Annotated in this window: 26 protein-coding genes; 12 read left to right on the top strand and 14 right to left on the bottom strand. The window is 39.0% G+C overall.

Going from position 1 to position 26,362, the window contains the following annotated elements; genetic code table 11:
* The first annotated feature begins 14 nt into the window (after positions 1-14).
* From SULAR_RS06085 to SULAR_RS06075, 3 genes are read left to right on the top strand one after another with little or no spacing between them, the layout of a single operon-like run.
* Entirely contained in the window at positions 15-542 is a 528-nt protein-coding gene (locus tag SULAR_RS06085; protein WP_008244061.1) for an FMN-binding protein, read from the top strand.
* A gap of 6 nt (positions 543-548) precedes the next feature.
* Positions 549-1,022, top strand: coding sequence for a hypothetical protein (locus SULAR_RS06080; RefSeq protein WP_008244060.1), 474 nt, complete (start codon positions 549-551; stop codon positions 1,020-1,022).
* Positions 1,019-1,462, top strand: a complete 444-nt coding sequence (locus tag SULAR_RS06075; RefSeq protein WP_008244058.1) for a hypothetical protein — start codon at positions 1,019-1,021, stop codon at positions 1,460-1,462. The genes SULAR_RS06080 and SULAR_RS06075 overlap by 4 nt, the downstream gene beginning before the upstream one ends.
* Positions 1,463-1,529: 67 nt before the next feature.
* On the opposite strand, the gene SULAR_RS06070 is transcribed toward SULAR_RS06075, so the two are convergent.
* Both SULAR_RS06070 and SULAR_RS06065 read right to left on the bottom strand, forming a co-directional pair.
* Positions 1,530-2,393: an FAD:protein FMN transferase gene (locus SULAR_RS06070; RefSeq protein ID WP_008244054.1), complete on the bottom strand. Its 864-nt coding sequence runs from the start codon at positions 2,391-2,393 to the stop codon at positions 1,530-1,532.
* Entirely contained in the window at positions 2,393-4,324 is a 1,932-nt protein-coding gene (locus SULAR_RS06065) for a thioredoxin domain-containing protein (protein ID WP_008244052.1), read from the bottom strand. The genes SULAR_RS06070 and SULAR_RS06065 overlap by 1 nt, the downstream gene beginning before the upstream one ends.
* A gap of 100 nt (positions 4,325-4,424) precedes the next feature.
* On the opposite strand from SULAR_RS06065, the gene dsbD reads away from it, so the two are divergent.
* The 3 genes from dsbD to SULAR_RS06050 all read left to right on the top strand — a co-directional run bounded on the left by dsbD (position 4,425) and on the right by SULAR_RS06050 (position 7,844).
* On the top strand, positions 4,425-6,212 hold the full coding sequence (gene dsbD, locus SULAR_RS06060) for a protein-disulfide reductase DsbD (protein ID WP_008244035.1): 1,788 nt from the start codon (positions 4,425-4,427) through the stop codon (positions 6,210-6,212).
* A 291-nt stretch (positions 6,213-6,503) separates the two neighbouring features.
* Positions 6,504-7,364 carry a S1 RNA-binding domain-containing protein gene (locus tag SULAR_RS06055; protein ID WP_008244032.1) on the top strand — a complete coding sequence of 287 codons (861 nt, stop codon included), beginning with the start codon at positions 6,504-6,506 and terminating at the stop codon, positions 7,362-7,364.
* A 33-nt stretch (positions 7,365-7,397) separates the two neighbouring features.
* Entirely contained in the window at positions 7,398-7,844 is a 447-nt protein-coding gene (locus tag SULAR_RS06050) for a YidB family protein (RefSeq protein WP_008244030.1), read from the top strand.
* Positions 7,845-8,163: 319 nt separating this feature from the next.
* On the opposite strand, the gene SULAR_RS06045 is transcribed toward SULAR_RS06050, so the two are convergent.
* Complete coding sequence (locus tag SULAR_RS06045) at positions 8,164-8,709, bottom strand: hypothetical protein (RefSeq protein WP_008244027.1); 546 nt, start codon at positions 8,707-8,709, stop codon at positions 8,164-8,166.
* Positions 8,710-8,945: 236 nt separating this feature from the next.
* Between SULAR_RS06045 and SULAR_RS06040 the strand changes: the two genes are divergently transcribed.
* From SULAR_RS06040 to SULAR_RS06030, 3 genes are all read left to right on the top strand, one after another.
* A complete protein-coding gene (locus SULAR_RS06040) occupies positions 8,946-10,502 on the top strand; it encodes an endonuclease/exonuclease/phosphatase family protein (RefSeq protein WP_008244025.1) in 1,557 nt (518 codons plus the stop codon).
* A 2-nt stretch (positions 10,503-10,504) separates the two neighbouring features.
* Positions 10,505-10,939 carry a protoporphyrinogen oxidase HemJ gene (hemJ, locus tag SULAR_RS06035; protein WP_038000202.1) on the top strand — a complete coding sequence of 145 codons (435 nt, stop codon included), beginning with the start codon at positions 10,505-10,507 and terminating at the stop codon, positions 10,937-10,939.
* Between the two features lie 111 nt (positions 10,940-11,050).
* Positions 11,051-11,779 carry a DUF2231 domain-containing protein gene (locus SULAR_RS06030; protein WP_008244021.1) on the top strand — a complete coding sequence of 243 codons (729 nt, stop codon included), beginning with the start codon at positions 11,051-11,053 and terminating at the stop codon, positions 11,777-11,779.
* A gap of 16 nt (positions 11,780-11,795) precedes the next feature.
* Here the strand turns inward: SULAR_RS06030 and SULAR_RS06025 are convergent, their stop codons facing one another.
* From SULAR_RS06025 to glmU, 7 genes are all read right to left on the bottom strand, one after another.
* Entirely contained in the window at positions 11,796-12,149 is a 354-nt protein-coding gene (locus tag SULAR_RS06025) for a c-type cytochrome (RefSeq protein WP_008244019.1), read from the bottom strand.
* A gap of 66 nt (positions 12,150-12,215) precedes the next feature.
* Complete coding sequence (gene truA / locus SULAR_RS06020; protein WP_008244017.1) at positions 12,216-12,941, bottom strand: tRNA pseudouridine(38-40) synthase TruA; 726 nt, start codon at positions 12,939-12,941, stop codon at positions 12,216-12,218.
* Between the two features lie 10 nt (positions 12,942-12,951).
* Positions 12,952-13,974: an LptF/LptG family permease gene (locus SULAR_RS06015; RefSeq protein WP_008244015.1), complete on the bottom strand. Its 1,023-nt coding sequence runs from the start codon at positions 13,972-13,974 to the stop codon at positions 12,952-12,954.
* Positions 13,967-14,704, bottom strand: coding sequence for an A24 family peptidase (locus SULAR_RS06010; protein WP_008244013.1), 738 nt, complete (start codon positions 14,702-14,704; stop codon positions 13,967-13,969). The genes SULAR_RS06015 and SULAR_RS06010 overlap by 8 nt, the downstream gene beginning before the upstream one ends.
* Positions 14,701-15,390 carry a di-trans,poly-cis-decaprenylcistransferase gene (locus SULAR_RS06005; RefSeq protein WP_008244011.1) on the bottom strand — a complete coding sequence of 230 codons (690 nt, stop codon included), beginning with the start codon at positions 15,388-15,390 and terminating at the stop codon, positions 14,701-14,703. Before SULAR_RS06005 ends, SULAR_RS06010 begins: the two co-directional genes overlap by 4 nt.
* Positions 15,383-16,630 carry a bifunctional phosphopantothenoylcysteine decarboxylase/phosphopantothenate--cysteine ligase CoaBC gene (gene coaBC / locus SULAR_RS06000; protein WP_008244010.1) on the bottom strand — a complete coding sequence of 416 codons (1,248 nt, stop codon included), beginning with the start codon at positions 16,628-16,630 and terminating at the stop codon, positions 15,383-15,385. The genes SULAR_RS06005 and coaBC overlap by 8 nt, the downstream gene beginning before the upstream one ends.
* Position 16,631: 1 nt before the next feature.
* Positions 16,632-17,924: a bifunctional UDP-N-acetylglucosamine diphosphorylase/glucosamine-1-phosphate N-acetyltransferase GlmU gene (gene glmU / locus SULAR_RS05995; RefSeq protein ID WP_008244008.1), complete on the bottom strand. Its 1,293-nt coding sequence runs from the start codon at positions 17,922-17,924 to the stop codon at positions 16,632-16,634.
* Between the two features lie 76 nt (positions 17,925-18,000).
* Here glmU and trmA point away from each other — a divergent pair, with 76 nt between their 5' ends.
* Positions 18,001-19,122 (top strand): tRNA (uridine(54)-C5)-methyltransferase TrmA, encoded by a 1,122-nt coding sequence (gene trmA, locus SULAR_RS05990; protein WP_008244006.1) that lies wholly within the window; start codon positions 18,001-18,003, stop codon positions 19,120-19,122.
* 1 nt (position 19,123) lies between these two features.
* Here trmA and SULAR_RS05985 read toward each other — a convergent pair whose 3' ends face one another.
* A complete protein-coding gene (locus SULAR_RS05985) occupies positions 19,124-20,704 on the bottom strand; it encodes a glycosyltransferase family 39 protein (RefSeq protein ID WP_008243998.1) in 1,581 nt (526 codons plus the stop codon).
* A gap of 306 nt (positions 20,705-21,010) precedes the next feature.
* Between SULAR_RS05985 and SULAR_RS05980 the strand changes: the two genes are divergently transcribed.
* Together SULAR_RS05980 and SULAR_RS05975 are read left to right on the top strand one after the other, a co-directional pair.
* Positions 21,011-21,736, top strand: a complete 726-nt coding sequence (locus SULAR_RS05980; protein WP_008243996.1) for a glycosyltransferase — start codon at positions 21,011-21,013, stop codon at positions 21,734-21,736.
* Complete coding sequence (locus SULAR_RS05975; protein ID WP_008243994.1) at positions 21,733-22,380, top strand: lipid-A-disaccharide synthase N-terminal domain-containing protein; 648 nt, start codon at positions 21,733-21,735, stop codon at positions 22,378-22,380. Before SULAR_RS05980 ends, SULAR_RS05975 begins: the two co-directional genes overlap by 4 nt.
* A 145-nt stretch (positions 22,381-22,525) precedes the next feature.
* Here the strand turns inward: SULAR_RS05975 and SULAR_RS05970 are convergent, their stop codons facing one another.
* The 3 genes from SULAR_RS05970 to SULAR_RS05960 all read right to left on the bottom strand — a co-directional run bounded on the left by SULAR_RS05970 (position 22,526) and on the right by SULAR_RS05960 (position 26,342).
* On the bottom strand, positions 22,526-24,889 hold the full coding sequence (locus tag SULAR_RS05970; RefSeq protein WP_008243991.1) for a hypothetical protein: 2,364 nt from the start codon (positions 24,887-24,889) through the stop codon (positions 22,526-22,528).
* Positions 24,890-25,218: 329 nt separating this feature from the next.
* Positions 25,219-25,899, bottom strand: coding sequence for a toxin-antitoxin system YwqK family antitoxin (locus SULAR_RS05965; protein ID WP_008243989.1), 681 nt, complete (start codon positions 25,897-25,899; stop codon positions 25,219-25,221).
* Between the two features lie 11 nt (positions 25,900-25,910).
* A complete protein-coding gene (locus SULAR_RS05960) occupies positions 25,911-26,342 on the bottom strand; it encodes a CoA-binding protein (protein WP_008243987.1) in 432 nt (143 codons plus the stop codon).
* Positions 26,343-26,362 lie beyond the last annotated feature (20 nt).

Below are 26,362 nucleotides of genomic sequence, written 5' to 3'. Positions count from 1 at the left end.
TACGTGGATACACAATGAAAAAAATCTTGTTTACACTGCTACTCGGGACACTGCTGTCCCAAAGCAGTGTTGCCGGTAGCAAAGCGTCTGTAGATGATGTGATCAAATCTTCATTTACCGATGTGACTACCATAGATCCAAAACAGATTATACTGACAAAAAAACAGTTTTCTCAGGTACAGTCCAGAGCGAAAACAGCTGTGAGAACTAAAATTTACCGTTATTACGATATTAAAAGTCAAACTGAAAGATTAGGATATGCGGTATTGATAGCAAGAAAAGTAAGAGGAAAGAAGGCCACAGTACTCTATGCATTTGATAACTGCGGTACCTTGAAATTTACGGAAATTATGGCATTTGGCGAACCACCGGAGTACATACCGAACAAAACATGGATGGGCCAACTGCAGAATAGAGATGCGTCGGCAACACTGACCGTAGGAAAAGATATCCCTACGATCAGTGGTTCCACTCTTTCTGCTAGGTCGATCACAGAAGGTGCAAGAGTAGCCAGAGCCATTTATGAAATTGTTTTGAAGTAATCGATTATGAAATTTTTAGTGACAAAAGATCTGGCACACTCTACCTTACTCAATTATCTGATGGGCAGTGTTGTATTTGCGATATTTCTCTATCTTGGATTTGATGCAGTGCTTCACGCGTATGTTATCGGTTTGGATATCGATAGTGCTTCAGTGACACTTTTTGGGGATGTAGAGAACTTTGTAGAACCAATACTGATAGATTCACTGCTGCTTCAAGTGCATATTGATCTGTTTATGACACTCTTTGCACTCTTAATACTTTCCTCTATCTATATTCGTCTTTATTCGGATAAAGTGATGACAAAATGGGTTGTACATCTTCTCTTTATCATGGGAATGTTAGCACCTATGACATTGTTACTTGCCTATTTTGTCAGTCCGTCATTTACTGCTATGTGGTTGATCAGTTTTGTACTATGGCATGTGCTGGCTTCTATAGTTGCTATTATCATTTTAAAGAAACTCTTGTTCAAATGAAAAATATAGCACTCTATAGTCTTCCTATCAGATATATGCTCATTTATGTTCTTTTGATCTTAATGAGCGGAATATGGCTTTTTTTACTTTCTCAGGGATTAGAGTGCAGTGACACTGTGATAAGTACACTGAAAAATATCATAGCATCTCCTGTAGAAAAGAGTGTAGAAGGTCTGATAGAAGTAGCTACGCCGCATCTTTTTGCTATAGGAACACTGATCTTTGTCACAGCACATTTTATGTTGTTCAGTACCAAATTTTCACAAAAATTGTCTTTTATCGTGGCAATGTTTCTCTTTGTTTTTGCATTGTTTGATATCTTTTCTTATTTTGCCATTGCCTTTGGACTTGTGGTATCGGGATGGATCAAACTCGTAGCACTTTCAGGTTTTGTACTGTTATTTTTACTTATACTTGGACTGGTCGGGTTTTCCTTATAATCTAACCACTCTATGTCAAGGAGATTGGTTAAATTTCCATAAAGTATCTTTCCTTCTTTATCTACCACTACAAAACCAATCTCTTTATTTTTTTTAAAAATGCCAATGCTTCTGTTCTGGACATGACAGAAAGTGCTGTGGCATAGGCATCGATCTTTGCATTGTTTGCAGTGGTAAAAAGTGATACGGACACAAATTCACGGCCCTGTGAAGCTGTTTTTGGATTGATGAGGTGATGTTCTGATTGTGTGGTGGCAAATCTCCTGTAGGTCCCGCTTGTAGAAATGGAGAGCTGAGGGTTTTTACTTTGGATTTTGGCAAATGTCTGTTCAGAGTAGGGTGACTGAAGATAAACCTCACAACGATCCAAACATCTGATATCTCCGCTCAGAGCGATGGTCCCTTTTGTAATATTTTTATCGTTAAGGTATTCGGAAACCTTATCTGCACCATAGCCTTTCCCCATACCACCCAAGTCTATGGTGATGTTTTTATCTGTGATGATCTGCTTGTTATCTATCTGGATACCGTGGATATCCAGATGGGCACTTTGCAATGCTTGTCTAGAGGGGGAATAGGTTTTTTCTTCACCAAAATGATAGAGTTTTTTGGAGATCGATCCAATTGTAATATCAAAATAACCATTAGTTTGTTCATAATAATCTCTTGATAGTGTAAGGGCTTCAGCCAGATAAGGATCATACTTTACATGATGGTCCTTATTCAAGTTTGCCAGTACAGCAGTCTCATCATAGGTAGAGAGGGAATTTTCGATACGTTTGAGTAGTTCAAATGATTGGGTGATCTCCTGATTGTATTTTGGTGGTAATGAAATGCTTACAAAAGTACCCATAAGTACTTGTGTACGTGTTTGCAGTTCCTCTTGTGCAAGTACAAACAGAGGAAATAAAAGAACAAAGAGACGTCGCATTAACGTTTCTCTAAAATTTCTATGATGCCTTTAAAATCTTTTTCATGTCCAAAACAGCTGTTGGAATTACACAGCATAAAACCGTCATTGGTGTCATTTTTCAATAGCGAGAAAGGATGAGGGAGGATATCTAGCTCTTTTATATGTGTTTTCAGGACATCCTCTTTGGCTTTGATAATGACATCATCTTTGAGATAACGGACCACCATGCGGCTCATACGTGGAGTAGAGATGGGTTGGCGCATAATATCATAAGAGTAGATCTCGAGTGTTTTAAAGACAAACTTTTTATAGACGACATCCACCAAAGAAGAGATGCTGTAAAGCACGGAGAGCATGGTAGCAACGGAAGAGGGATAGGAGCTGTCATAGATGTCCGCATTGGTTTCAAACTCTCCGCGTGAGAACTTCCATTTTCCCTGGACAAAGTATTTTTCAATGGCACTGTTCGTCAGTTTGGTTGCCGTCATAAGATAGGTTTCATCAAGTGTACTTTCATAGGCTTCAATAAGCGTTTCTGCAAGATAGGCATAATCTTCCAAAAATGCTTTGATCTTTGGTTTTTTACCCATCAGCGTAGAGTGAAAGAGTTCAGAATTGATGTACATACTTTTCAGTAATGCATCCAGGGATCTGAGCGCTGGTTTTAGATAAGCATTATCTGCACGAGAGGCTTTGAAGAGCGTTTTGATCATCATAGCATTCCATGAAACAAGGACTTTTTTATCTATGAAAGGGTGAGTACGCTTTTCTCTACGTTTTCTAAGTGCCTGTATCGCTTCATCATAGTAAGGGATATCGTTATGTGTGGGATCCTCTATACGTACAATGTTTTTACCTTCAAAGTTTCCTTCTTTTGTGATATGCAGTGCCTCGGCAAGAGCAGTGTGCTCCTCCTTAGGGATACCTGCTTTATCAAAAGACTTTAACGCTTTTTCATAGGTATAGACAAAGTATTTGCCTTCTTCTCCTTCCGTATCGGCATCAGAGGCAGAGTAGAAAAGACCATCCTCACTCATTTCTTCTATCATAAAATCTATCGTTTCAAAAGCAACAGATCTGTAAAAATCCTTTCCACTTACATGATAGGCTTTGAGGTAGACTTCTGCCAGCAGGGCATTGTCATATGTCATCTTTTCAAAATGAGGTACGAGCCATTCATTATCGGTAGAGTAACGGCAAAAACCACCCTCCACAAGATCTCTCAATCCACCTTTTGCCATACAGGTGAGTGAGTGTAGTGCCATGTCACGTGTCTCTTTATCTCCTGTGATACGGTAGAGGTCTAAGAGTAGATCAAGCATCGAGGCTTGAGGGAATTTAGGCGCTTTGTTAAAGCCGCCGTTTGTATTATCAAAGAGTTGTTTGGCCTGGTCTGAAACCCTTCCTATGATGCTGAGGTCCAATTTTGTAGCCTGTATTCTATCTTCTTTAGGATTGAGAAAACGGAGTATCTCATCGGCTTTTTCGGTAAGCAGAGCTTTTTCTTTGCTGTATTTGTCAGCGATGACTTCGAGTAGGCTTGAAAAGCTCATCATCCCATAACGTGGCTCATCAGGTATATATGTAGCAGAGTAAAAAGGCTTTCGTTCTTGTGTGAGAAAGATGGACGTAGGCCAGCCCCCCGGACGCTGGTTCATCAGCTGGTAAACTTCCTGAAAATGTTTGTCTATATCCGGACGCTCTTCCCTGTCTACTTTGACTGCAACAAAGTGTTTATTCAGTATCTTCGCAGTCGCTTCATCTTTAAAAGATTCATCTTCCATCACATGGCACCAGTGACAAGAACTGTACCCTATGGAAAGAAAGATCGCCTTGTTTTCTTTTCGTGCTTTTTCAAAGGCTTCTTCTCCCCAAGGGTACCAGTCTACAGGATTATCAGCATGTTGCTGTAAGTAAGGGGAGTGCTCATTTTTAAGACGATTTGCCATTTTTAACCTTTATTGTTAACCAATTATTGGTAATATTACACAGCGTATACACGAATAGTACAATAGAATACTATAAAAGTTTAATATAAAAGAGAAAATAATGAATGATTTAGTAAAAAAGTTACTCTTATTGAGTTTCCTTTTCAGTACATTTGCATCTGCAGGGTTTGAGAGTGTACTGAAAAAACAGAAGTTTTTATCGCCGGATGAAGCATTCCAAGTAAGTGCAGTACTCAAAGATGAAGTGATAGAAACCAAGATCAACATGGCAGATAAAATTCATGTGTATGAAAATTCACTAATATATAGAATCATTTCTCCTTCCTCTATTGCATTGACCGTTACAAAACCACAAGCACATGATTTTGATGGTGATATGGTGTACGAAAAAGAGGTACTTGTCCTTATTCCTGTCAAAGAGATCGCGTCCAAAGTTAAAGGTGATTACACACTTGAGATCGAGTTTCAAGGGTGTTCAGATGCAGGCATCTGTTATCAGCCGATTAAAAAAACTTTTGATTTCAAAGGAGCAGAACTCGGTCTGTTTGATAAGATATCAAAACTCGTAAATGAGGGTAATACAGCGAAAATAGCAGATATATTGGTGAATGAAAGCTCTATATTCATCTTGCTTCTTTTCTTTATTTTTGGTTTATTGCTATCGTTGACACCATGTATTTTCCCTATGATACCCATCTTGTCTTCGATTATCGTTTCGCAGCAGGGAGGAAATGAAAAACCAAGCGTAGCCCAGGCATTTTTCACCTCTTTGGTCTATGTCGTTTCTATGGCGCTGACCTATACAGCGGTAGGGATCATAGCGGGACTAGTCGGTGCAGATATCCAGACCGCGATGCAGACACCTTGGGTCTTGACGCTTTTTGCAGCGATGTTCGTGGCTTTGGCATTCTCCCTATTTGGATATTATGAGATAGGGCTTCCAGCTTCATGGCAGTCGAAATTAAGCAGTGTAAGTGACAATGCCCAAGGTAAGGGTATCTTGGGTACGGCTGTTATGGGATTGCTCTCTGCATTGATCGTCGGGCCGTGTGTTGCACCACCGCTTGGCGGGGCTGTACTGTTCATTTCCCATACGGGTGATGCACTTCTGGGAGGGGCAGCACTCTTTATCATGAGTATAGGTATGGGTATGCCACTACTTATTGTCGGACTGGGAGCAGGTAAATTTATGCCAAAACCTGGTGGATGGATGACAGCGGTTTCTCAAACATTTGGTGTGATGATGCTGGGTCTTGGTATCTTTATGCTTTCACGTATACTTCCGGACAGTCTTACGATGATATTGTGGGCATTGTTGTTGATAGGTTCAGCACTCTATATGGGAGTATTTAATCCTAGCAGTGCAACACATGGCGCAAAGAAACTGTTTCAGCTATTGGCTATGGTATTTTTACTCTACGGGGTATCACTCTTCATCGGCGGTATCAGTGGTGCAAGTTCAATGATCAGACCTTTTGAAAAATTTACACAGGTGCAAACCAGTGTAACACCTACTGCATCTATGAGTGCAGACAAAGAGAGTCACAGAGGCTATAGTGTTGAGCGACTTATGAAAGAGGTACGTGAATCAGAGAAGCCTGTAGTGGTGGACTTTGGGAAAAAGTCTTGTACTGCATGTACAGAACTCGAAGAGATCACATTTCCCGATCCACGTGTACAAGAGCATCTTAAAAACTTCACGTTTATCAAGATAGATCTTACAGACAATACGGATGCAGACAAAGCATTACTGAAGAAGTTTGAACTCTTCGGTACTCCAAACATCATCTTTTTTGATAAAGCAAATAATTACTTGCCTGAAAAAAGTTTGACAGGATTTATCCCTCCTGAAGATTTCGCCACACATTTGGAGCGTATCACGCAATAAGCTTTCATGCTTTTTGCTATATAAAGCATTTTTCTTCTTTTTTCTATTGAATCTTATAGGGTCCCTATGATGTTCAAAGGTGCAATGTATGCGAAAGGTGATGCTGCAACGAGTTATGTAGATACGAATAAATACTGGGTGATGTTTGATTACAAATACTAATGGGGTTTATATGTAGAAGGATAGTTATCTTTCTGCAGCCAATTATAGTACAGGTTAGTACATTATTCAGCTATAATGTCACTATCACATTGTGAGTATATCACAATACAAAGAAACGGAATAACACAAATGAATGAAAAATCAAAAAACTTACATATAGAGATCGGAAAAATCAATACCCTCGAAGTTGCTAGAGATACGGATTACGGATTATTTTTAGAAGCAAAAGATGACAGTGAAGTACTGCTTCCGAATGTATACGTCATGGAAGATGAGATGCCTATTGGCGCACTGATAGATGTATTCATCTATACAGACAGTGAAGACCGCCCTGTAGCGACTACTAAAATGCCTTATGCCAAATTGGGTGAGTATGGCTATTTTACGGTGGTGGACTATAAGTCTTATGGTGCATTTGTAAACTGGGGACTCCCTAAAGACCTCTTTGTGCCTCTTTCCCAACAAAAAGAGTATTTTAATATCGGCAAAAAGTATCTTTTACGTGTCTGTCTGGATGAACAAACGGGCCGTCTTTATGGTACGCAGAAAATAGGTAAATATTTCAACAGAGACATGAGTGGCCTGCATCAAAATAAAAAATTGGATGCCATTGTTCTGGCTAAGACACCACTAGGTTTTAAAGTTGTAGCGGACAACCAGTATGAGGGGATGCTTTTTGATAATGAGATCTTTGAAGTGATACGTGTAGGTGACCGTAAACAAGTCTATATCAAAAAAGTAAGAAAAGACTATAAATTGGATCTTTCGTTACAGCCCATTGGAAAACAAGCAAAGATAAGTGAAGCTGAAGGCACTATCTTGCAATTATTGAAAGAAGCGGACGGCACTTTGCCTTTTACCTATAAAAGTGATGCCGAAGAGATCAAAAAAGTTTTCGGCATGAGTAAGAAGAATTTTAAACGTACGCTGACAGAACTTATCGAAGCTAAAAAGATAGAATTGCTGGATGATGCAATTGTTCTGTTGTAATATACTGGGTATAGAAAGAGAAAAGGAAAAGATATGGAATTAGCAGATTTATTGAAAACGGCAGCTTCTATGATACAAAAAAATGGTGATGATACAACCGCTGGACTTGATGAGAATCATATCGTTAATGCGCTCAATACCCTTGTAGGAAATGGAGCAGGAGGACTTGATCTTGTGAAATTTGTAGGCGGGTTGTCTCAAAATGGTCTGGGTGAGATCGTGGGATCATGGTTAGGAAACGGCGAGAACAAAGCTATCTCCATGGAGCAGATCACGACACTGCTGGGTGCTGAAAATGTGGCTACCTTTGCTTCTGATCTTTGTCTATCCAAAGAGAGTGCAGCACGTGCTTTAGCCAATGTCATACCCCAGGTTGTAGATCTGGCAACAAGAGGAGAAGGTACGATTATGGATGAAATGCTTGCCAATACAGGTGGATCTAATGGGGCTATGGAGATGCTGAGCAAAATGTTCCGTTAAACCGTTTAGATAGATATTTCTCTAATTTCTCTCATACCTTATAAAACCTTCTATATAGAACATTTTATAAGGTTTTCTATTGAAGAGTAAAGATTTATAGTCTACAAACGTTACTACAGTGAATAACCTTATAAAATATGTTAGATTATAAGGTTTTGATTCTTATGAGATAAAACGTTTGTCGTGAGCGATAATTTTCTGCTTGCGTAACAGATTGCGTTCCGCGTATTCATTATATGTTTTAAAAAAGTTATATACAACTTAACAAGTCTGAACTGACAACTTCCAAAGTTTGCTAAAACTTTGTAATATATTACCCTTACAAACTCTTATACCATTTTTTAAAAAGTTCATAAATATAAAAAACTAGAAAATAATAAATTACGAATATTAGTATAGTTAAAAAACTTTTTGGATAAAAATATATGAATACCCATGCCATTGATTTATTAATTTCTGGAAATAAAAAGAGAGGGAAAGCAATTAATGTTGGATAGAGTTGAACAATTGGTATGAATAGTAGTAATGAAAGTAGTATTGTTTTTTCTATTACTTTAATAGCTATTGGATTTTTTAAAACAATTTTTTTCCAAAAAATATCGATTTTTATTATTTTGATAATTAAAAAAATCATCCAGTATAAAACTGAGTAAATTACTGCTGTAATTAATTGTCCATATAGTGTAGGAAGATACCAGTCCACATTTTTGACATGTATAAAAAATGGTTCACCTAGTTCCCGCAAGGGAAAGTAATAACCTACATAAGCTAATTGACCGGGTATGCCTAATAGAAGTTTTAATACGAAAAATATAGTAGGTAAAAAAATAATTATCAACCATATTAATATTGACTTTTTATTCATAATTCTCCTAATTTGAGCATTTTCATATAACTATTTATTAGCCGAAGACTTTGTCCTGCTATTATGATATTTCAGTATTAAGAGTATATAGAAATAGCTTGTTCTAAAACCTTATAAAATATATAACTTTATAAGGTTTTGAATCTCATGTATTTACTCTTTGTATGACAATATGTCATACTTATCGTATTCTTTTTTATACTTCGATAGAATGTTATTAAAACTATGGGGTTTATGTGCGATACTTGCTTTTATTTTTACTGCCACTATTAATTTTTTCCAAACCTTTTAAAGTAGCCACTTATAATGTGGAAAACCTTTTTGATGCAGAGTATGTCGGTACGGAGTATGATGACTACACGGTAAAACACAATTGGACACAACGTATGGTGGACATCAAACTGAACCATACTGCTGAGGTCATCTGTGATCTTGATGCAGATATACTGGGGCTTCAGGAAGTAGAGAATGCTCATATACTTCAACAGCTGATGACCCGGTTAAAGAGAGTAGGATGCCCCTATAGATATTCGGCAATCACTCATAAAAAGAATGCATCTATTCAGGTGGCTCTTTTATCTCGTTATCCTATAAAAAGACAAAGTGACATTGAGGTGAGTGTGGCTGCAGGTGTGAGAAATATATTGGAAGTGGAGGTAGATATAAAAGGGAAACCCTTAACATTGTTTGTGAACCATTGGAAATCCAAGGCCTATCAAGGGTATGAGAGTAAACGTATCAAGTATGCGAAGGCTTTGCAGTCTCGTATCGCAAAGATGCCAGAGACAAAAGAGTATATCATATTGGGAGATTTTAACAGTGATCATAATGCTCATCTAACTTTAGAGAATAAGATCAACGACACGCATGGTAAAACAGCATTCAATGATGTGCTGAAAACCAAAGTAGGTGACTATCTCGTCGAAGAAGACGAAATGGTAAAAGCAGATAAAGGGGTGCATTATACATTGTGGAAGGAGTTACCGGTTGATCAGCGTTGGAGCCATAAGTTTTATGGAAAAAAATCCAGTTTGGATCAGATCGTACTTCCCAAACAGATGTTTGACAAGAAGGGTGTAGATTATGTCAACAACTCTTTTAAAGTCTTTAAGAGATCGTATCTTTTTACAAAGAAAGGGTACATCAACAAGTGGGAGTATAAAAATGGTAAACACAGGGCAAAAGGATATTCTGACCATTTACCTGTGTATGCCTATTTTGATACAGCGCCTTATATCGCTGAAAAGAAAAAAAGAAATGTACAAAAAGTAGAGATAAAGTGTATTGAGGATCTCTATACTATAGAAGCATTGGAAGGGAAGATCAAACTTGAAAATGTCGTAGTGGTATTAAAAAGAGGTCGTAGTGCCGTAGTGAAACAGAGTATACATGGACGAGGTATTTACTTATACGGTTGTGCAGACAGATTGGAAGAGGGGCATAGGTATGATCTTCTTGTAGAGGGTATCAAAACATATCACGGATTAAAAGAGATCACCCATGCCTATAGAGTCAAAGACAATGGTGCTGTAGATAATGAACAATATATGCTGAGTAGTGATACATTTATGCCAAAAAAGATACAACAGAACGAAGTGCTTAAAGGGATCTCAGGTATGTATAAAAATAATTTTTTGTATGTCAACGAGAAAAAGGTTCCAGTCTATTTTAAAAAGAAGAAACTTGCCCCTGAAAATGGTAGTCGTCTAAAGATACACTATGCACATCTTGGTTATTATAAGAAGCTACAAGTAGTGATATACACTAAAAAAGATTTTGAGGTATGGGAGTAAATATGGCATATTATAGTTGGATCTTGGCATTTCACGTGATGAGCTTTGTCTCTTGGATGGCGATGTTGTTTTATCTGCCGAGATTGTTTATCTATCATCGTGAAAATGCTGATACGAAAGCATTTACAGATATTGTGGAGATACAAGAGTATAAACTCTTTAAATATATAGGTGTGCCGGCTATGTGGGCAACGATCATCTCCGGTGCGTTTATGCTTTATCTGAATTCAGGCATTTTCTCAAGTGGCGGATGGATGCATGCCAAATTGCTGCTTCTTGCGTTTCTTATAGCCTATCACTTCTCTTTAGAGAGTATTCGAAGAACACTGATCGATGATCCACACTATAAAAGCAGCAAATACTTCAGGATCTATAATGAAATACCGACCCTGCTTATGATATTTATTGTGATTATGGTAGTAGTTAAGCCCTTTTAATGCATTTGTGTTATAATCAATCACTATAATCTTGAGTATATACCAAAGCTTTAGTGCGTACCATCAGAGAGCTTTTAACCTCTCAAAAATATATTAGAAAAGGAGAATAGTATGCAATTACCAGCTATCTCATTACCAAAAGTAGAATTTCCGTTTGATATCCCTGTTTTATGGCACCCTGTCGTAGACCATTTCGTGATCGCTCTACCAGTTGTGATCCTCTTGTTGGAGCTTGTCAATTTAGTGTTGAGAAAGAAAGCAATCAGCGGTATGTCTTTCTTTTTGATTCTTTTCACTGTGTTCGCAGCGATTGGCGCATATTTTACAGGACTGGTGGATGGAAGCGAAGCTTACCCTACATTGAATGATGCGGCTAAAGAAGCTCTTGCTGCGCACAAAAATTTAGGGACCTACCTGATGTTGGCCTCAGGGGTTCTTTTACTTTTCAAATTAATCTCCATGCTTACAGATAAAAGTATTATAAGAGTCATATATATCTTCATTCTTATCGTATTTGTTGCAGGTATTTTTGAACAAGGTGAAGAGGGTGGAGAACTTGTGTACAAACATGGGCTAAATGTTGCACAAGTTAAAGTACTCGATGATGAACTCTTTGATGTGCAAGAAGAACTTGATGAAACGATAGAAGAACTCGAAGAGATGAAAGCTTCAGTAGAAACAGAGAAAGAAGAGAACATAGAAACAAACACTACTCAGACTGAAGCAGAAACAGCTGTAGAGACTACGCCTGTTGAAACTGAAGTGAAAAAAGAAGTGGAAACACTACAAGTAGAAGGCATGCCAGAAGAGATGGTACAACCGGAAATTGCTACACATTAAGTAGCCATCTTTTATCTTATGATCCGCCATCTCCGGCGGGTGTATACTCTATTTCATAACGCTCATCATCCACTTTTGTTTCCAGATTTGATAGATACTTTGCCATCTCTATGGTTTGATTTTGATCAAGTGCTTTGGCAAATGATACCATGATCGTACCAAAAGCAGAACGGGTCTTTCCCTTTTGTAGATCTTTAAGTCTTCTCAATAATACCTCTTCCCTTACCCCTTGCAGTCTGGGGGATGCACCCATACCTTCTCCATACATTCCATGACATCCATTGCATCCATTTTGCAGGTAGAGTGCTTCCATTTCGTTATTCGCATGAGAAAAGCATAATATGGCGGTAAAAATAAAGAGTTTCTTCAAAAGGTATATCCTTGCTGTATTGTTATGACATTCTAACAAAAAATTGTAGATAGAAAAAGAAAAGGGTCATCCATAGACAATTCTTGAAAGATAAAGTCCTTCCGGAGGAGCAAGTTTGGTGGTATGTTTTTTTTGGCATGTGAGTTGTTCTTGAAGTTGTGTGATACTCATATCCCCCCTGGCACAACGCATCGCCGCATCCACCATCATACGTACCTGAGAGCGTAAAAAGCCATTGGCTTGAAAATAGATAAAGTGATATCCGTTACGTTCGACATAATCGGTACGATAGATCTTCCGGATAGTAGTATGTGTAATCGTACCTGTCTTATGAAAGAAATTAAAATCATGTTCGCCCTCAAATATTTTGAGTGCATTGATCAATAGAGCAGGATCGAATGCTTCATAATATGAAATATATTTATGTTCAAAAACAGAAGGTTTGTGTGTTTTAAATACATAACGGTAGACTCTTTTTTTCGCACTGAAACGTGCATGAAAATCATTGGCTGCAACCGAGATATGTTTGAAAGAGATATCCGTCAATTTTCGGTTTAAATTATGTTTGAGTTTCTCCAGGTCGCTCCAGAAATCCGGTAGGTCAAAGTGTATGACCTGACCGGTAGCATGTACGCCGGAATCTGTTCTTCCACTTCCAACGATAGGTGAATCTATCTGTAAAGAGGCAAGTGCCTTCTCTATAGCAGCAGTAATGGTCATTTTGGTAGATTTTTGTTTTTGAAAGCCCTGATAGGGACTTCCATCATAACTGATCACAGCTTTTACACGCATAGAAAGCCCCTTAGAAGTACTTGGCTACACGTTTTTTAAAGAGCCATTGACCTAGTATGGTAACAGCACTGATAGTAAGGACCAAGATAAGAGGATTTCCCCATTTTTCTAAAGACGACGCGATGACATAGAAGAACAGTGTCGTGACAAAGATGATAAGAAATGAACGGTTTTGTTGATAACGAGGATTGATCATGGTAAAAGAAGCAACAAGATAGACTGAAAGCAAAGGAATAAGGCTTGTGAAAACATAAAATAGGATTCTATGCATTACCTTCTCTCTGCTTTCTTTCCCTTCACTCCAATAGGAGAGGATACTTTGAAATTGAAATCCTTGGCTTTTAGACCTGTCAAAAACTTCCATGGTTTCATATTCTGCCTGTTGTAATTTTGTTTTTGCATAGGTATATCCATATCCCTTATGCAGAAGTAGAGAAGTCAGATTTTCATTGTTATTGATGTGACCTGTTTGAGATGAAAAGAACTGTTCATCTGCTTTATTTGTATGGTTATAGATGACAATATCATGAAAAGTATCCCCTGTTTTCTCTTTGACATACATATAATAGTCTCCAAATTTTTGACCCAGTTCACCAGGAATGATGTTCAGTTTTGCTTCATTTTTTTTCTCTTCTTTGAAGGCTTTATAGAATTGTTTACTCAATGGCATAGCTAGAAAAGAGATACTGGCCAATAGGAGTGAAAAAAGAAGACCGAGCAGCAGCAGACTGCTGAGTATCTTTTTTGCTTTCAGTCCGAGTGCATAGAGGGCAATAAGTTCATTGCCCTGAGAGAGATTGATCAGTACATTTGCCAAGGCGGCGACAAAAGAGAGGGGTATCGTATAAAAAATAATTTCTGGTATAGAATAACTGTAAAGGAGGATCAATTCTGCAAAACTGATCTGTATTTTGGAGGTCAGTGCTGATATTTTGACAAAAAATACGAGAGATATAATAATGAAAAATGGCAGGAATATCATCAAAAATGACTTGGTAAAGTTTGATGATATATAGCCTTTGACATTAACCATAAATGATTGTTTCCAAGAGTTGTGTGGCTTGTACATCATAGAGATATACAATAAAGGTAGCTAAAGCTAAGAAAGGTACGAAAGGTACGCCTTTATCTCTCCATATCAGTGCAGGGATCATGGCTAACAGGGCAGAGAGGAAGAGTGCAACAAAAAAGTTTGGGAATCCAAGCAGTGCACCCATGGTTCCAGCAACAATGACATCTGCACCACCCATCGCTTGCTTTCTTGCGATCAGTGATGAGAACAGGCCTATCAGGTAAAGTCCACCCGCAGCAATGCTTGCATAGAGAAGTGCCATCAGAAATTCAGGTTGTACAAGGGCAAAAATGAGTGCTGCAAAGTTTACATTGTCCGGGACTGCCATATATTTGAAATCTATCATCACAAGCGCAAGCAGTGCGGCAAATGAAGCAGCAATAAAAGGCAGGTACCAGACCAATCCTAGTTTGAAATAGAGTGCTATAAAAATAATACCTGTCAGGAATTCAACGATCGGGTACTGTGCAGATATCTTCTCTTTACAAAAACCGCATTTACCACACAGGACTATCCATGAAAAGAGAGGGATATTATGATACCACTTAAGCGGGGTTTGGCAGCTTTGGCATTTGGATGCGGGGAAAACAATACTTTCACCTTTTGGTATACGGTAGATGACTACATTCAAAAAAGATCCTATCATAATGCCAAATATAAAAACCAGGATGCCTGTCACTGTTTCTATCATTTAATACCTCCAAAACGTCTATTACGTTGTTCAAAATTTTCTATAATTTTCTGCAACTCTTTACTTGAAAAATCAGGCCAGAGTGTAGGGGTGAAATAGAGTTCACTATAAGAGATCTGCCACAACAGGAAGTTGGAAATACGTTCTTCCCCACTGGTACGGATCAGCAGATCTATATCGCTGTACGGTGTCTGCAATGCTCCAGAGATATCCTCTTCTGTTACACTTGTCTTACCTTCTGCAATAAGGCTATTGACCGCAGAGGTTATTTCTGCACGACCACCGTAATTTAATGCAAGCACCTGTGTAAGACTGGTATTGTTTTTGGTGAGTTCTTCCGTTGTTTTAATACGATCCTGTAAAGACTTGCTAAAGGCTTCAATATTGCCAATAGCTTGAAAACGGATATTATGTGATTGATAAGTTTCCAGTTCTTTTTGGAGATATCGGTTAAGCAGTTTCATGAGGTATTCCACCTCAAGTTTAGGACGTTTCCAGTTTTCGGTACTAAAAGCGTAAAATGTAGCGGTCTCTATACTTGGGTGTTTCGCGCAGTACATCGTAATATCACGAATGATCTCTGCCCCTGCTTCATGTCCTTTGGTACGTTTCAGACCACGCTCTTTTGCCCATCTTCCATTACCATCCATAATGATAGCAAGATGTTTTATTGTATTTTCAGACATTAGTCTCTTCTTCATTGATAAGTTTTTTGGATTCATCTAGTATCTTAGTAGAGAGCGTGAGTTTATCTGCACGACCTAGAGAAACTTGTGTTTCCTTGGTAATAAAGGTGATTTCATTTTCATTACCACCAAAGCTTTTGGCATCTTTTAAAAGGTTGTAGCACACTGCATCCACACCTTTTTTTTCTAAAAGGGCTATGGCATTGTTTAATCCTTCCTGTGTATCCATTTCAGCTTTAAATCCCACCGTTTTGATAGCATTTTTGTCGATCGAAGCCAGTACATCAGTAGTCTGCTTGAGTTCAATATTCCACGTATCGCCAAGCATGGATTTTTTTAGTTTACCACTTTGCGGCGCTTTAGGTGTAAAGTCTGCAATCGCTGCTACCATAAAAAGATAAGGTATTTTCATCTTGTGGCTGCTTTCTGCTGTGACTTTTTGAATAGCGTGCTGCGTGGACTCTAAAATATCTTGTGCATCGTTAGCTTCTATGGTTGTAATGGCAGAGGGCAGGTCATCGAATCCCATCGTAGAGATATACGAAACATCCGCACCTCTCAAATAGAGTGCGACAGAGAGTGCTTTGGCCATTTTCCCTGATGAGAAGTTTGATATATAGCGTACTTCATCCAGCTTTTCTCGCGTACCTCCACCTGTCACGATGATAGATCTGTTTTCCCAAAATGGATCACGATATAGTGCTTTGGCGACTTCAAAAAATACCTCAGTCGGTTCTGCCAGTGCACCAGATCCCACATCTCCACAGGCAAGGAGTTTATCCTGGGGATTGATCATCGTATAATTATTCTCCTGTAAAAAGGCAAGGGCATTACAGGTAGCAGTTTTTGCTAGCATCTGTGTATTGGCTGCAGGAGCGATGAGAATCTTATCTTTAAATGCCAATGCCGTTTGCGTTAAAATATTATCCGCGATACCCTGTGCAATTTTGTTAATGGTATTAGCTGTGGCTGGGGCGATAACAAACACATCACACTTTTTACCCAACTCTATATGATTGAGCTCACTGGCCCAAGATTCACTCTTCTCTGTTAACACAGGATTACGTGTCAGGGCCTCAAATGTGAGTGCAGAGACAAAACGCTCGGCAGAGGGGCTCATGACTACATGTACCTCTGCACCTGCTTTGACAAATAGGCGGGCGATCTCACAGGCCTTATAGGCAGAGATACTGCCAGTAACGCCTAAGAGTATTGATTTACCCGTTAGATCAATTTGCATATTATTTGTCTCCGAAAAATTTATAAAAGAAATTTTTCACCGTTCTTAGCGGTGCTCTAGAGATGGCAAGCTCACCTTGTGCAACGTTTTTGTTGATGGTACTTCCTGCTGCTATCATCACATCATCTTCTATGGTCACCGGTGCGACAAGTTGTGTATCAGAACCCACAAAGACATTTTTACCGATCTTGGTTGGGTATTTGTTCTTTCCATCGTAATTACAGGTAATGACACCTGCACCGATGTTCGTACCTGCATCTATAGTTGCATCTCCCATGTAGGAGAGGTGTCCGGCTTTGACTCCTGTCAGTGTGGATTTTTTTACTTCAACAAAGTTACCGATATGTGTATCAATGAGTGTTGAATGCGGCCTTACCCTTCCCATAGGACCGACATCGGAATTCTCTATATGTGCATCTTCTATGACAGAGTGCGTTTTAATATGTGAAGCAATAATATACGCAGCACCCTGGATGCTGACACCATTTTCCAAGATACACTCACCTTCAAAAGTGGCACGTGAATCAATGTAAATGGTCTCAGGCAAACGCATAGAGACACCGGCTTTCATCCACTCTGTTTTGATACGTCTTTGCATGATCTCTTCTGCATGTGCCAGATCGAGCTTGGAATTCACCCCTTTGAACTCCTCTTCATCCACCATGACAGGGTGGACGATCTTCCCCTCATCTACTGCCATCTTGATGATATCTGTTAGGTAGTACTCTTTTTGGGCATTATCGTTATTGAGATGCGGGATGTAGCGTTCCAGTAATTCTTTTTTGACGCAGTAGACACCTGCGTTGACAGTCTGTATCTCTTTTTGTGCAGGAATGCAGTCCTTTTCTTCTACGATCTCCACGACATTACCTTGGTTGATGACGACACGTCCATAGCCCGTAGGATTGTCCAGTTTGATCACAGACATATTGATGTCAGCATCTCCCTGCATCAGTGACTCCAGTGCAGACATCGTGACGAGCGGCATATCACCATTGAGTATCAATGCTTTAGAGTGTTTGACCGTGACACCTTTCATAGCCCCACCCGTACCTGGAAACTGTACGGAATCCTGCATGTGAAAATGTATACCGCTGTAGTATGCCTCTATGGTTTCTTGGATCCGTTCCGCCTGATGGTAGAGTACCACAGTGATATCATCAGAGATCTTCTGTGCGGCATCAATGGCATGGAAGAGCATAGGTTTTCCGGAGATTTCATGAAGTACTTTGGGGGTCGTGGACTTCATTCTTGTACCTTGACCTGCTGCGAGTATGACAACACTTATAGACATTTTGGACCTTTTGGGTAAAATTACGAAATTATAATATTATTGTGATTATATCCAATGCAAATTAAAGGTATGAAGTTTGAATTGTAAACATTTTGGAAGTTGTGGTTCCTGCGGACTCTATGAGATAGGCTATGAGGAACAATTAAAGCAGAAACAGCAGTGGGTTTCCGGGCTTTTGGAGCCTTTTTATCAGGGTGACTTAGAGGTTTTTAATTCGCCTTCCGACCATTATAGGGCCCGAGCAGAGTTCCGTATCTGGCATGAGAGTGAGAGATGTGATTATGCCATGGGGAACATCGAGAAAAATGCTGCGATCACTGTAGAAGAGTGTCCCAAAGTCATCGAAGCTATAGAAAAACGTATGTGGAAGCTGCTTGAAAAGATCAATGCATCGACAGATGTGTTGAAGCAGCGTCTTTTTGCCGTGGAATTTTTGGCAACGACTACCGATGAATGTCTTATCACGATGTTGTATCACAGAAGACTTGATGATGTGTGGAGTGCTGAGGCCAAGAAACTTGAAGCAGAACTCAACTGTAAGATCATGGGGCGTAGCCGTAAACAAAAAGTGATCCTTTCGAATGAATTCGTTACAGAAACGTTGGATATAGAGGGTCAAACATTCACTTATGTACAGTATGAAAGCGGTTTTACCCAGCCAAACCCTGCTGTGAATGTCAAAATGATTGCGTGGGCCATTAAGCAAGCCAAAACGGTAGGGTATGGGGATTTCTTAGAGAGTTACTGCGGTCTGGGGAACTTCACACTGCCTCTCTCTCATTACTTTGATAGAGTATTGGCCACAGAGATCAGTAAACGATCCATTCATGCAGCACTGGAGAATTGTGCGCTCAACGCTATTGACAATATCACTTTTGCAAGACTAGCATCAGAAGAGATGACAGAAGCTTTGAATGGGGTAAGAGAGTTTTCCAGACTGAAAGGGATAGATCTGAAAAGTTATAACTTCAGTACGGTTTTGGTAGATCCGCCAAGAGCAGGATTGGATGAGGGGACCATAGCGCTTATTTCAAATATAGAAAATATTATCTATATCTCATGTAACCCTGAAACACTTGCAAGAGATCTTGCAACACTGACCAAAACACATGATGTGATTGAAGCAGCGATGTTTGATCAGTTCCCACATACGGAGCATGTGGAGAGTGGTGTATTTTTGAAGAAGAGATCAGTGTGATTCAAGGTGCACGATCTAGGTTGTCGTAGAGAGCAGCCTTGATGAGGATGGCGTATTTGCCTTTGAAGCTTGTCTTTTCAGTAATAAGATCTTGATCTATCTTATGCATATGCTTTTTCTTACGGTAGGTAATGATCATGCCATCTGGATGCTTTTTTATGAACTTAGAGATCTTTTGTTTACCTGATAAGACGATGATAGGATCATGGAGTCTTCCTAAAAAATGAAACTGATCATGGTATTTTTTATCTTGTGCTACTGGTATACCTTTTTGTTGCAACGATGATATTGTTCGTGAAAAGTCCGAAATATCTTGTGCGGCTAAAAAATTGTGAATGGAAAAATGTACGGCAAAAACAGCCACTATGATACTTAATGCCATAGCCTTTATGGCATTGTGTTGCAGATTGAAATGCTTTTTTAACAGATAGAATCCAAGAACGAACAGTAAAAATGCCGACAGCAGAAAAGCAGTGTGATCCACAGGAAATGTGATGGATTTTGGTGCAACAAAAGGTGCAATGGCAAATACTATAGCAAAGAAAAGGTAGGTATACCCTAGAGACTTTGTATAGCCTTTCATGTCAGGATCAGTAGTCGTGAGAACCCTTGAAGCAAAGAGGGAAAATGCAGCGATTTCGGGTAAGATATAATGCACCTGTTTGCCGCTGATAAATGAAAATATCAGCAGTGCAAAGAACATCCAGATCAACAGCATTTTCAACCCGTGATCCATCGTGATCTGTTTGAATGAAGTATAGAATGCCTTATGGAACGACCATGGGAAAAGGAGTAATGGTAATAGAGCAAGATACCACCAAATAGCTCTTTGGTGTGCAAAAGAGTTGACCATCCTATCGGCTGTCTGCCCCCAAAAAATAGCATGTTGATAGGCTTCACCACCTGCGATACCTGCAGGGATCGCCCAGCAAAGTGCAATGACAACACCCCCTAAAAATGCTAAGAAAAATTTAAGATATACACGTTTATCTATTTTTTGAGCATTCCAATAGGATGCCAGTATTAAGAGTGGAAGCAAGTGGACTAAAATAACCGGTCCTTTGGTCAGTATGCCAAAGCCAAATGAAAGTGAGATAAAACCAAAGGAGAGAGGGGTCTGTTTTTGTATAGCCTGTACGATACCCAAAACACCGAGAAATACCCAAAATGTCAATATGATATCAAACATAAACAGTGAATTGTAAAAAGTAAATATCAAGGTACCTGCCAAGATCAAAAGGGTGTTCTGGGCACCTTGAAGATCTTCTTTCCAGAGTGCAAGATAGAGTCTATAGGCCAGTACCAGTGTCCCAAAACCAAATAACATAGGTATGAAACGTACAGTGGTTTCATTCACACCAAAAAGTGACCAGTTCAAATGCACCAACCAAAATATAAATGGAGGTTTGTGGTGGTAAGGTTCACCATTGAGTAGTGGAACCAAAAAGGAGCTTTTATCCCACATCTCCCATGCGACACTTAGATAACGTGTTTCATCGATGATCCAAATAGGACGAAAATAGATGCCGATAGCTGCCACCAGGATAAGTATGAAAAAGGGAATGGAGAGATGTTTTATCATGACTTGTACTTTTTTCCTTCAGTAGAGATAGAGATAAAATACATATCGTTTTAACTTTTTGAGATAGAATGAACTCTGTCTTGAGTCTAAAACGTATGATGGTGTATGTGACGAAAAGTATATCCTTATTCTCTTTAACATCATTCTCAATGGTTGAAATTTTATCTCTATCCTATGTGAAGATCCATAAAAATCCTCCATAAAAGTAGTAAATATATATGCCTGGAAAATCATTGAGAGCTTTTATATTATAGTACGTTATAATATTGGGAATCTACATTAAAAAACATATGGAAATAGTATGATATGAAAAGTAACTATAGAATGAGTATCATTGTACCTGTCTACAATGAAGTGGACAATCTAGATAGGATAGAGGCTGTTTTTACAGAATATTTTGCTCACAGTAACACCAAAAGTAAGGTCATATTTGTCGATGACGGCTCTACGGATGGCAGTTTTGAGAAAATAATGGAAATTTGTAAAAAAGATGATTTCAGCTATATAAAATTCGATAAAAACTATGGATTGAGTACGGCTATTAAAGCAGGGATTGATGTGTGTGATACAGAGCTTGTCGGGTATATCGATGCAGATCTGCAAACCACACCGTTTGATTTTGATCTACTCCTTGAAGAGATAGACCAGTATGAGGCAGTTATTGGATTTAGGGGTAAACGAAAAGATACGTTAAGTAAGAAAGTACAGTCCTCTTTTGCCAACTCTATCAGACGTGCCTTGATCGATGATGGCGTGATCGATACCGGATGCCCTCTGAAGGTCATGAAAACTGATGTGGCAAAAAAAATACCTTTTTTTGACGGGATGCATCGTTTTATTCCTGCTTTGATCAAACTTCAAGGCGGTCAGATACAGCAAAAAAGCGTTCAACATTTTGAACGAACGGCAGGGGTATCAAAATTTAATATCTTTAATCGTTCCATTAAGCCTCTTCAAGATGCCTTTGCCTACCGCTGGATGAAAAGCAGATATATTACCTATAAAGTTGAAGAAAGTAATCCTAGTGTATGAGTAGTGGATGGCTCTCGTATGGACTCTTTGTCTATGTTATAGGATTCAGTGCACAAATTCTTTTTTCGGCACGTCTTCTTGTACAATGGATACAGTCAGAAAAAGTGAAAAAAGTACTCACCCCGGAACTCTTTTGGGAATTGAGCCTTATGGCCTCTTTTTTACTCTTTGTATATGGGTGGTTACGTGATGACTTTGCTATCATGTTGGGACAGTCAATCACCTATTTTATCTATATAAGAAATATGCAGCTTCAAGGATCTTGGAGAAAGATCCCTTATTTTTTACAAATCTTTTTATGGTTTTTCCCTCTATTTATTGTTCTTTATGCCTACAACAATAACGTGATCGATATGCATCGTCTCTTTAAAAATGAGGATATCCCTTTGTTTCTTTTACTCTGGGGAAGCATCGGACAAATTCTTTTTACGTTTAGATTTGTTTACCAGTGGATCTACTCAGAACGTATGAAAATATCTCATCTCCCACTTGGTTTTTGGATGTTAAGTCTGACCGGTTCATTCATGATATTAAGTTATGCCATTTTCAGAAAAGATCCTGTTTTGCTTCTAGGACAACTTTTTGGGTTTATCATTTATACCCGCAATATTATGATAGGACTCAAAAATAGTAATAAAGAGTGAAGTGAAGTCTTAAACAGAGATAGAGGATATATTTTGTTTCTGAAAATTGTATGATGCATAGAAATAGAGAATAGAGAAGCAACCCTTCAATGAAGAAGGGCAATGGAACTTACTATCTTCATAGTAAGTTCAAAGAGAATGGAAATTACTTCCAACCCTCTTTCACGATTTGTGCAGATTTTTTATAAGGGTATTTTTTCACCAATTCTTTGACTGAAAGTTTTTGGTCTCCTTCTCTCATGAAGTGAGCCAATGTAACTGAAGCCCAATAGTCATTTGCATATTCCGTTCCTTCAAGTTGAACAGGTACCCCATTATTATTGACGGTGTGACATGCAGTACAGGTCACTGGTCCGGTATATTTACCATCAGGACTATACTGAAGTGCTTGCTGGTGTGTTGTCACATCTACGGATCTTTCATCACCGTCATATCTTGTAGAATAAAGACCATGCGTCGACTCATGACACGTTTGACATGCAAGGTTACCATGTGCTTTAGAGTATCTATAGAGTGAATATTTGTTAGGCTGATCGATCGGGAAGTATTTACCACCGGTATCCTGCTCAACAAACGGTGCTAAGTGACAATCCGCACAGTGAGGTTCAGAAGCGGACAACCACCAGTCGTTACCAGCAGAAGCTGCTGAATATGGTACATCTCCACCTGTTTTATGGTTCCAAGGCTTGAGATCGAGTTTACCGTCTTTACCTACATTTTTAACCAATGTTGCAGACTTGTGATCTGTGTAGTAACTAAGGACTTCATCCTTCTCACCAGCTGATTTAGGGTCTGCCCAGGAAGCAAATTTCTTCATGTCTCCACCTGTGATACCTGCTACCATTTCTTTAAGAGATTTGTTTCTAAGTGTTTTCCCCTCTTGTTTGGAATCATTGGTCAAGTCATCTGCAGCATAGAGTGCTTGCGCCACTTTCGTGTGACAGTTCGTACAGTATAGACCTCGAAGTTCACCAGCATCTTTGCCATGCTCATCTTTGGTCGCAACGTTCTCAAGCTGCCATTTCCCATAAGCATTAAGGAAGAATGGAGGTTTTGCATTAGGGTTGGAGTGTGCATCACGTCTTACATAACATCCACCACCAGACTTTCTGATATCACCTTTAGAGAATCTTGCTTCACCATATCTGTCTGTTACACGGAACGGGTTCGTGTCATCATTCATATTAGGGTTTTGGAAGTGTGTTGGGTGACAGGATTGACATGATTGTGATCTACCAGCTGCATCAGGCATAGGCACCATGGCAAGGTGGAATCCGTGTACTGCTTCTGAAAGAGGTTTTGCTTTCACCGTTTTGTAACCGCTAGCCGTTACTCTTGGCTCTTGTAGGTTCCCAGAAACATTATCCCCGTGACAGTCTGTACAATTTACAAAACCGACTTTACCTAAACGCTGTGCAGGCGCATCCGGACGATAGTCTGAAAGAAATGTCGTACCATGATGCTTATCGTGGAGTGAAAGGATGTTGATAGAACCTTCAGAAAGTCTTGCCATATACTCGGATGTATCAGGGTAGGATTTCCAGTAGTCATACTCTTGATCTCCTTGTTTAAGACCTTCATCTCTGGCCATTTGAGCGGCTTTACCGGTACGTGAGTGACAGGAATAACAGTTAGGAATATCCACCGGGTTTGTACCGAAGTAAGAAACCGCGCTTCCATCAGGCTGTTTTATCTGCTGTCCTGCATCTGTATGAAGTTCAACAGTGGAGTACTGGAAGGGTTGGAAATCTCTTTCTGTGACCGTACGAAGTGAACCTTTTCTTGTACTATCGTTGAATGCTGTTAAAGGCAGACCCAGTGCATCCCATAAGTGTGAAGCAGTTAGGACAAGTTTAACATCTTTTACTGGAGGCACGAGGGTATCGGTCATCACAACATTACCGCCATCTTTACCGGCATAGGTCATATACCCGGTCATAGGTGCACCGGAAGGACCATGATCCACTTTGACCTGGATCTGACGACCTACTCTAAGTCTGTCTTTTTCTGTGACACCTGCAGGCATGGTACCTTCAAGATCTTTATAGATAAAGAGGTGTGTCCATACATAGTTGGCAACATTATCACCCGGACTATCAAGGTGCCCATCCCCATCGGCATCTTTCGCTACCATCCAGTACTTCATTTTATTCCCTTCAGAGTATGAGTTGTCTCTGGTATAGGCAAAAAGTTTGACATTGTCATTGGGTGTCATAAGCTTAGGAAGGCTGCTCCCTTTTCCTACTCTGATCGCTTGTGACTGTATGGAGTTGTATGGAGGGATGACACAGCAGTAGCTCATATCAAAACCAACACAGTGCATACCAAGTTCATAGTTTACAAACATGCTATAGTCTGCTTTGGGTTGATAGGCAGTTTTCCCTTTTATTTTTACTGCCTCTAATTTATCCATCGAAAACGGCGGCGTTTTGTCATAATCAGCGGCAGAAAAAGCAGCAGTAGAAAGAAGTGACAAGGTTACTGTGCTTTTTAGAATTTTTGAAATCATTTTAGTCTCCTTTTAAAAATTGATTACTTTTTATTTTTGCATGTGTGTTGTTAATAAAACTTTAAATTATCGTAAAAATACAAATCTTCTAATATAATAAATGATTATTATTTTTCCTAAGAATATTTATTATAATTTTTTCGAATAACTATGAGAATATGAGGTTTTAATGGGGTAATAAGTACGTCAGTTTACAGAGGAAAAATGTGTATGCATCCATTTGATCCTATGAATGTTTATTGTTATAGGTTAAAGGATGTATGAGAGGTACAGTTTACTGCTTAACGGTACTTTTGTATCTCAGTATAGCAGAGTCTGTCTCCCTGGTACTATTTGACTTTTCTATTGTTCGGGTTAAAATCTAAACCATGAAGTGCTTCAATGGTCGTATCGGGTTTTTTAGCTTGTACTTTTTTCATGATATTGATAGGCCTGTCCATTTTATAAAGTTCCATTCTGGTCACTTTCCCATCTTTGTCATACCATCGTTTTTCACCCTCTTTATATCCATGTCTATACATAACATCGTTGTCGAGTATTCCGTCCTCATTATACTCTTTTTGTAACCCCTCTTTTTTGCCGTTTTTAAACGTGACTTCAGAGGCGAGTTTACCTGTACTGAAGTAGTACTTCTCTGAACCCTCTTTTTGATCATTAATATAATTGACCTCTATACGCAGTGTACCGTCAGCATAAAATATTTGATTGATGCCATGGCGTTTACCTTTTCGATAATGGATCACTTCAAGATGGTTTCCTTCTCTGTCATACCAATTGAGCGGTCCCTCTCTTAATCCTTTAACATTTTTCACTTCAAATGCCAGTTGACCGGTATTATAATAGACCTTTTCTAGTCCATCTTTGACGCCCTCTGCAGTTTCTGTTCTTGTACCTTTTAGATATTCAATCTGTGATTTGACCACACCATTTTCAAAATGATCTGTGAAAAGTTCTGCCTGAAGCACAACTGTACCAAGTAACGTAAGTATGATTAAAAGTGTTTTTTTCATAGTGGTCCAAGTTATGCGATTAAGGCTTGATGTTCAATTTTACTACAGTAATTCTGTACCACTTTCATTCCTGCCTCTTTAGCTTTTTGTGCTGCAGCATTGTTCACTAGTCCAAGTTGACCCCAAAATACTTTAACGTCACCTCTTCTAATGCAAGCATCTGCAATCGCATCAAATGCACTGGGTTTTCTAAAGATATTCACCATATCAATTTCAAAAGGGATATCTTCAAGTGAACGGTAGACTTTTTCCCCTAATATCTTCTCTTCTTTGGGATATACAGGGACTATTTTATACCCTGCATTTTTAAGATATCTTGCAACCATATTACTTGCCTTGCTTTCATCTGGTGAAAGACCAAGGATCGCGATCGTCTTGACACTTTCAAAGATTTCTTTCATCTCTTCACGATTAGAGTTGACCAGCGGCATTTCACATTCCATGCTTTATCCTTAATTTTGAT

This window comes from Sulfurovum sp. AR (genome assembly GCF_000296775.1).
GTDB lineage: Bacteria > Campylobacterota > Campylobacteria > Campylobacterales > Sulfurovaceae > Sulfurovum > Sulfurovum xiamenensis.
The sequence above is the reverse complement of the archived record's forward strand: the minus strand, read 5'-3'. Positions and strand labels throughout refer to the sequence as shown.

What these genes read in the sequence shown, in the direction of transcription:
- SULAR_RS05980 (WP_008243996.1), top strand. Translation starts at nt 21,011, where the DNA reads ATGAAAAGTAACTATAGAATGAGTATCATTGTACCTGTCTACAATGAA.
- SULAR_RS06010 (WP_008244013.1), bottom strand. Translation starts at nt 14,704, where the DNA reads ATGATAGAAACAGTGACAGGCATCCTGGTTTTTATATTTGGCATTATG.
- SULAR_RS05960 (WP_008243987.1), bottom strand. Translation starts at nt 26,342, where the DNA reads ATGGAATGTGAAATGCCGCTGGTCAACTCTAATCGTGAAGAGATGAAA.
- SULAR_RS06065 (WP_008244052.1), bottom strand. Translation starts at nt 4,324, where the DNA reads ATGGCAAATCGTCTTAAAAATGAGCACTCCCCTTACTTACAGCAACAT.
- SULAR_RS06055 (WP_008244032.1), top strand. Translation starts at nt 6,504, where the DNA reads ATGAATGAAAAATCAAAAAACTTACATATAGAGATCGGAAAAATCAAT.
- SULAR_RS06005 (WP_008244011.1), bottom strand. Translation starts at nt 15,390, where the DNA reads ATGTCTGAAAATACAATAAAACATCTTGCTATCATTATGGATGGTAAT.
- SULAR_RS06080 (WP_008244060.1), top strand. Translation starts at nt 549, where the DNA reads ATGAAATTTTTAGTGACAAAAGATCTGGCACACTCTACCTTACTCAAT.
- SULAR_RS06070 (WP_008244054.1), bottom strand. Translation starts at nt 2,393, where the DNA reads ATGCGACGTCTCTTTGTTCTTTTATTTCCTCTGTTTGTACTTGCACAA.
- truA (WP_008244017.1), bottom strand. Translation starts at nt 12,941, where the DNA reads ATGCGTGTAAAAGCTGTGATCAGTTATGATGGAAGTCCCTATCAGGGC.
- SULAR_RS06050 (WP_008244030.1), top strand. Translation starts at nt 7,398, where the DNA reads ATGGAATTAGCAGATTTATTGAAAACGGCAGCTTCTATGATACAAAAA.
- dsbD (WP_008244035.1), top strand. Translation starts at nt 4,425, where the DNA reads ATGAATGATTTAGTAAAAAAGTTACTCTTATTGAGTTTCCTTTTCAGT.
- SULAR_RS06015 (WP_008244015.1), bottom strand. Translation starts at nt 13,974, where the DNA reads ATGGTTAATGTCAAAGGCTATATATCATCAAACTTTACCAAGTCATTT.
- SULAR_RS06045 (WP_008244027.1), bottom strand. Translation starts at nt 8,709, where the DNA reads ATGAATAAAAAGTCAATATTAATATGGTTGATAATTATTTTTTTACCT.
- hemJ (WP_038000202.1), top strand. Translation starts at nt 10,505, where the DNA reads ATGGCATATTATAGTTGGATCTTGGCATTTCACGTGATGAGCTTTGTC.
- SULAR_RS06030 (WP_008244021.1), top strand. Translation starts at nt 11,051, where the DNA reads ATGCAATTACCAGCTATCTCATTACCAAAAGTAGAATTTCCGTTTGAT.
- SULAR_RS06085 (WP_008244061.1), top strand. Translation starts at nt 15, where the DNA reads ATGAAAAAAATCTTGTTTACACTGCTACTCGGGACACTGCTGTCCCAA.
- SULAR_RS05970 (WP_008243991.1), bottom strand. Translation starts at nt 24,889, where the DNA reads ATGATTTCAAAAATTCTAAAAAGCACAGTAACCTTGTCACTTCTTTCT.
- SULAR_RS06075 (WP_008244058.1), top strand. Translation starts at nt 1,019, where the DNA reads ATGAAAAATATAGCACTCTATAGTCTTCCTATCAGATATATGCTCATT.
- SULAR_RS05965 (WP_008243989.1), bottom strand. Translation starts at nt 25,899, where the DNA reads ATGAAAAAAACACTTTTAATCATACTTACGTTACTTGGTACAGTTGTG.
- coaBC (WP_008244010.1), bottom strand. Translation starts at nt 16,630, where the DNA reads ATGCAAATTGATCTAACGGGTAAATCAATACTCTTAGGCGTTACTGGC.
- glmU (WP_008244008.1), bottom strand. Translation starts at nt 17,924, where the DNA reads ATGTCTATAAGTGTTGTCATACTCGCAGCAGGTCAAGGTACAAGAATG.
- SULAR_RS05985 (WP_008243998.1), bottom strand. Translation starts at nt 20,704, where the DNA reads ATGATAAAACATCTCTCCATTCCCTTTTTCATACTTATCCTGGTGGCA.
- SULAR_RS05975 (WP_008243994.1), top strand. Translation starts at nt 21,733, where the DNA reads ATGAGTAGTGGATGGCTCTCGTATGGACTCTTTGTCTATGTTATAGGA.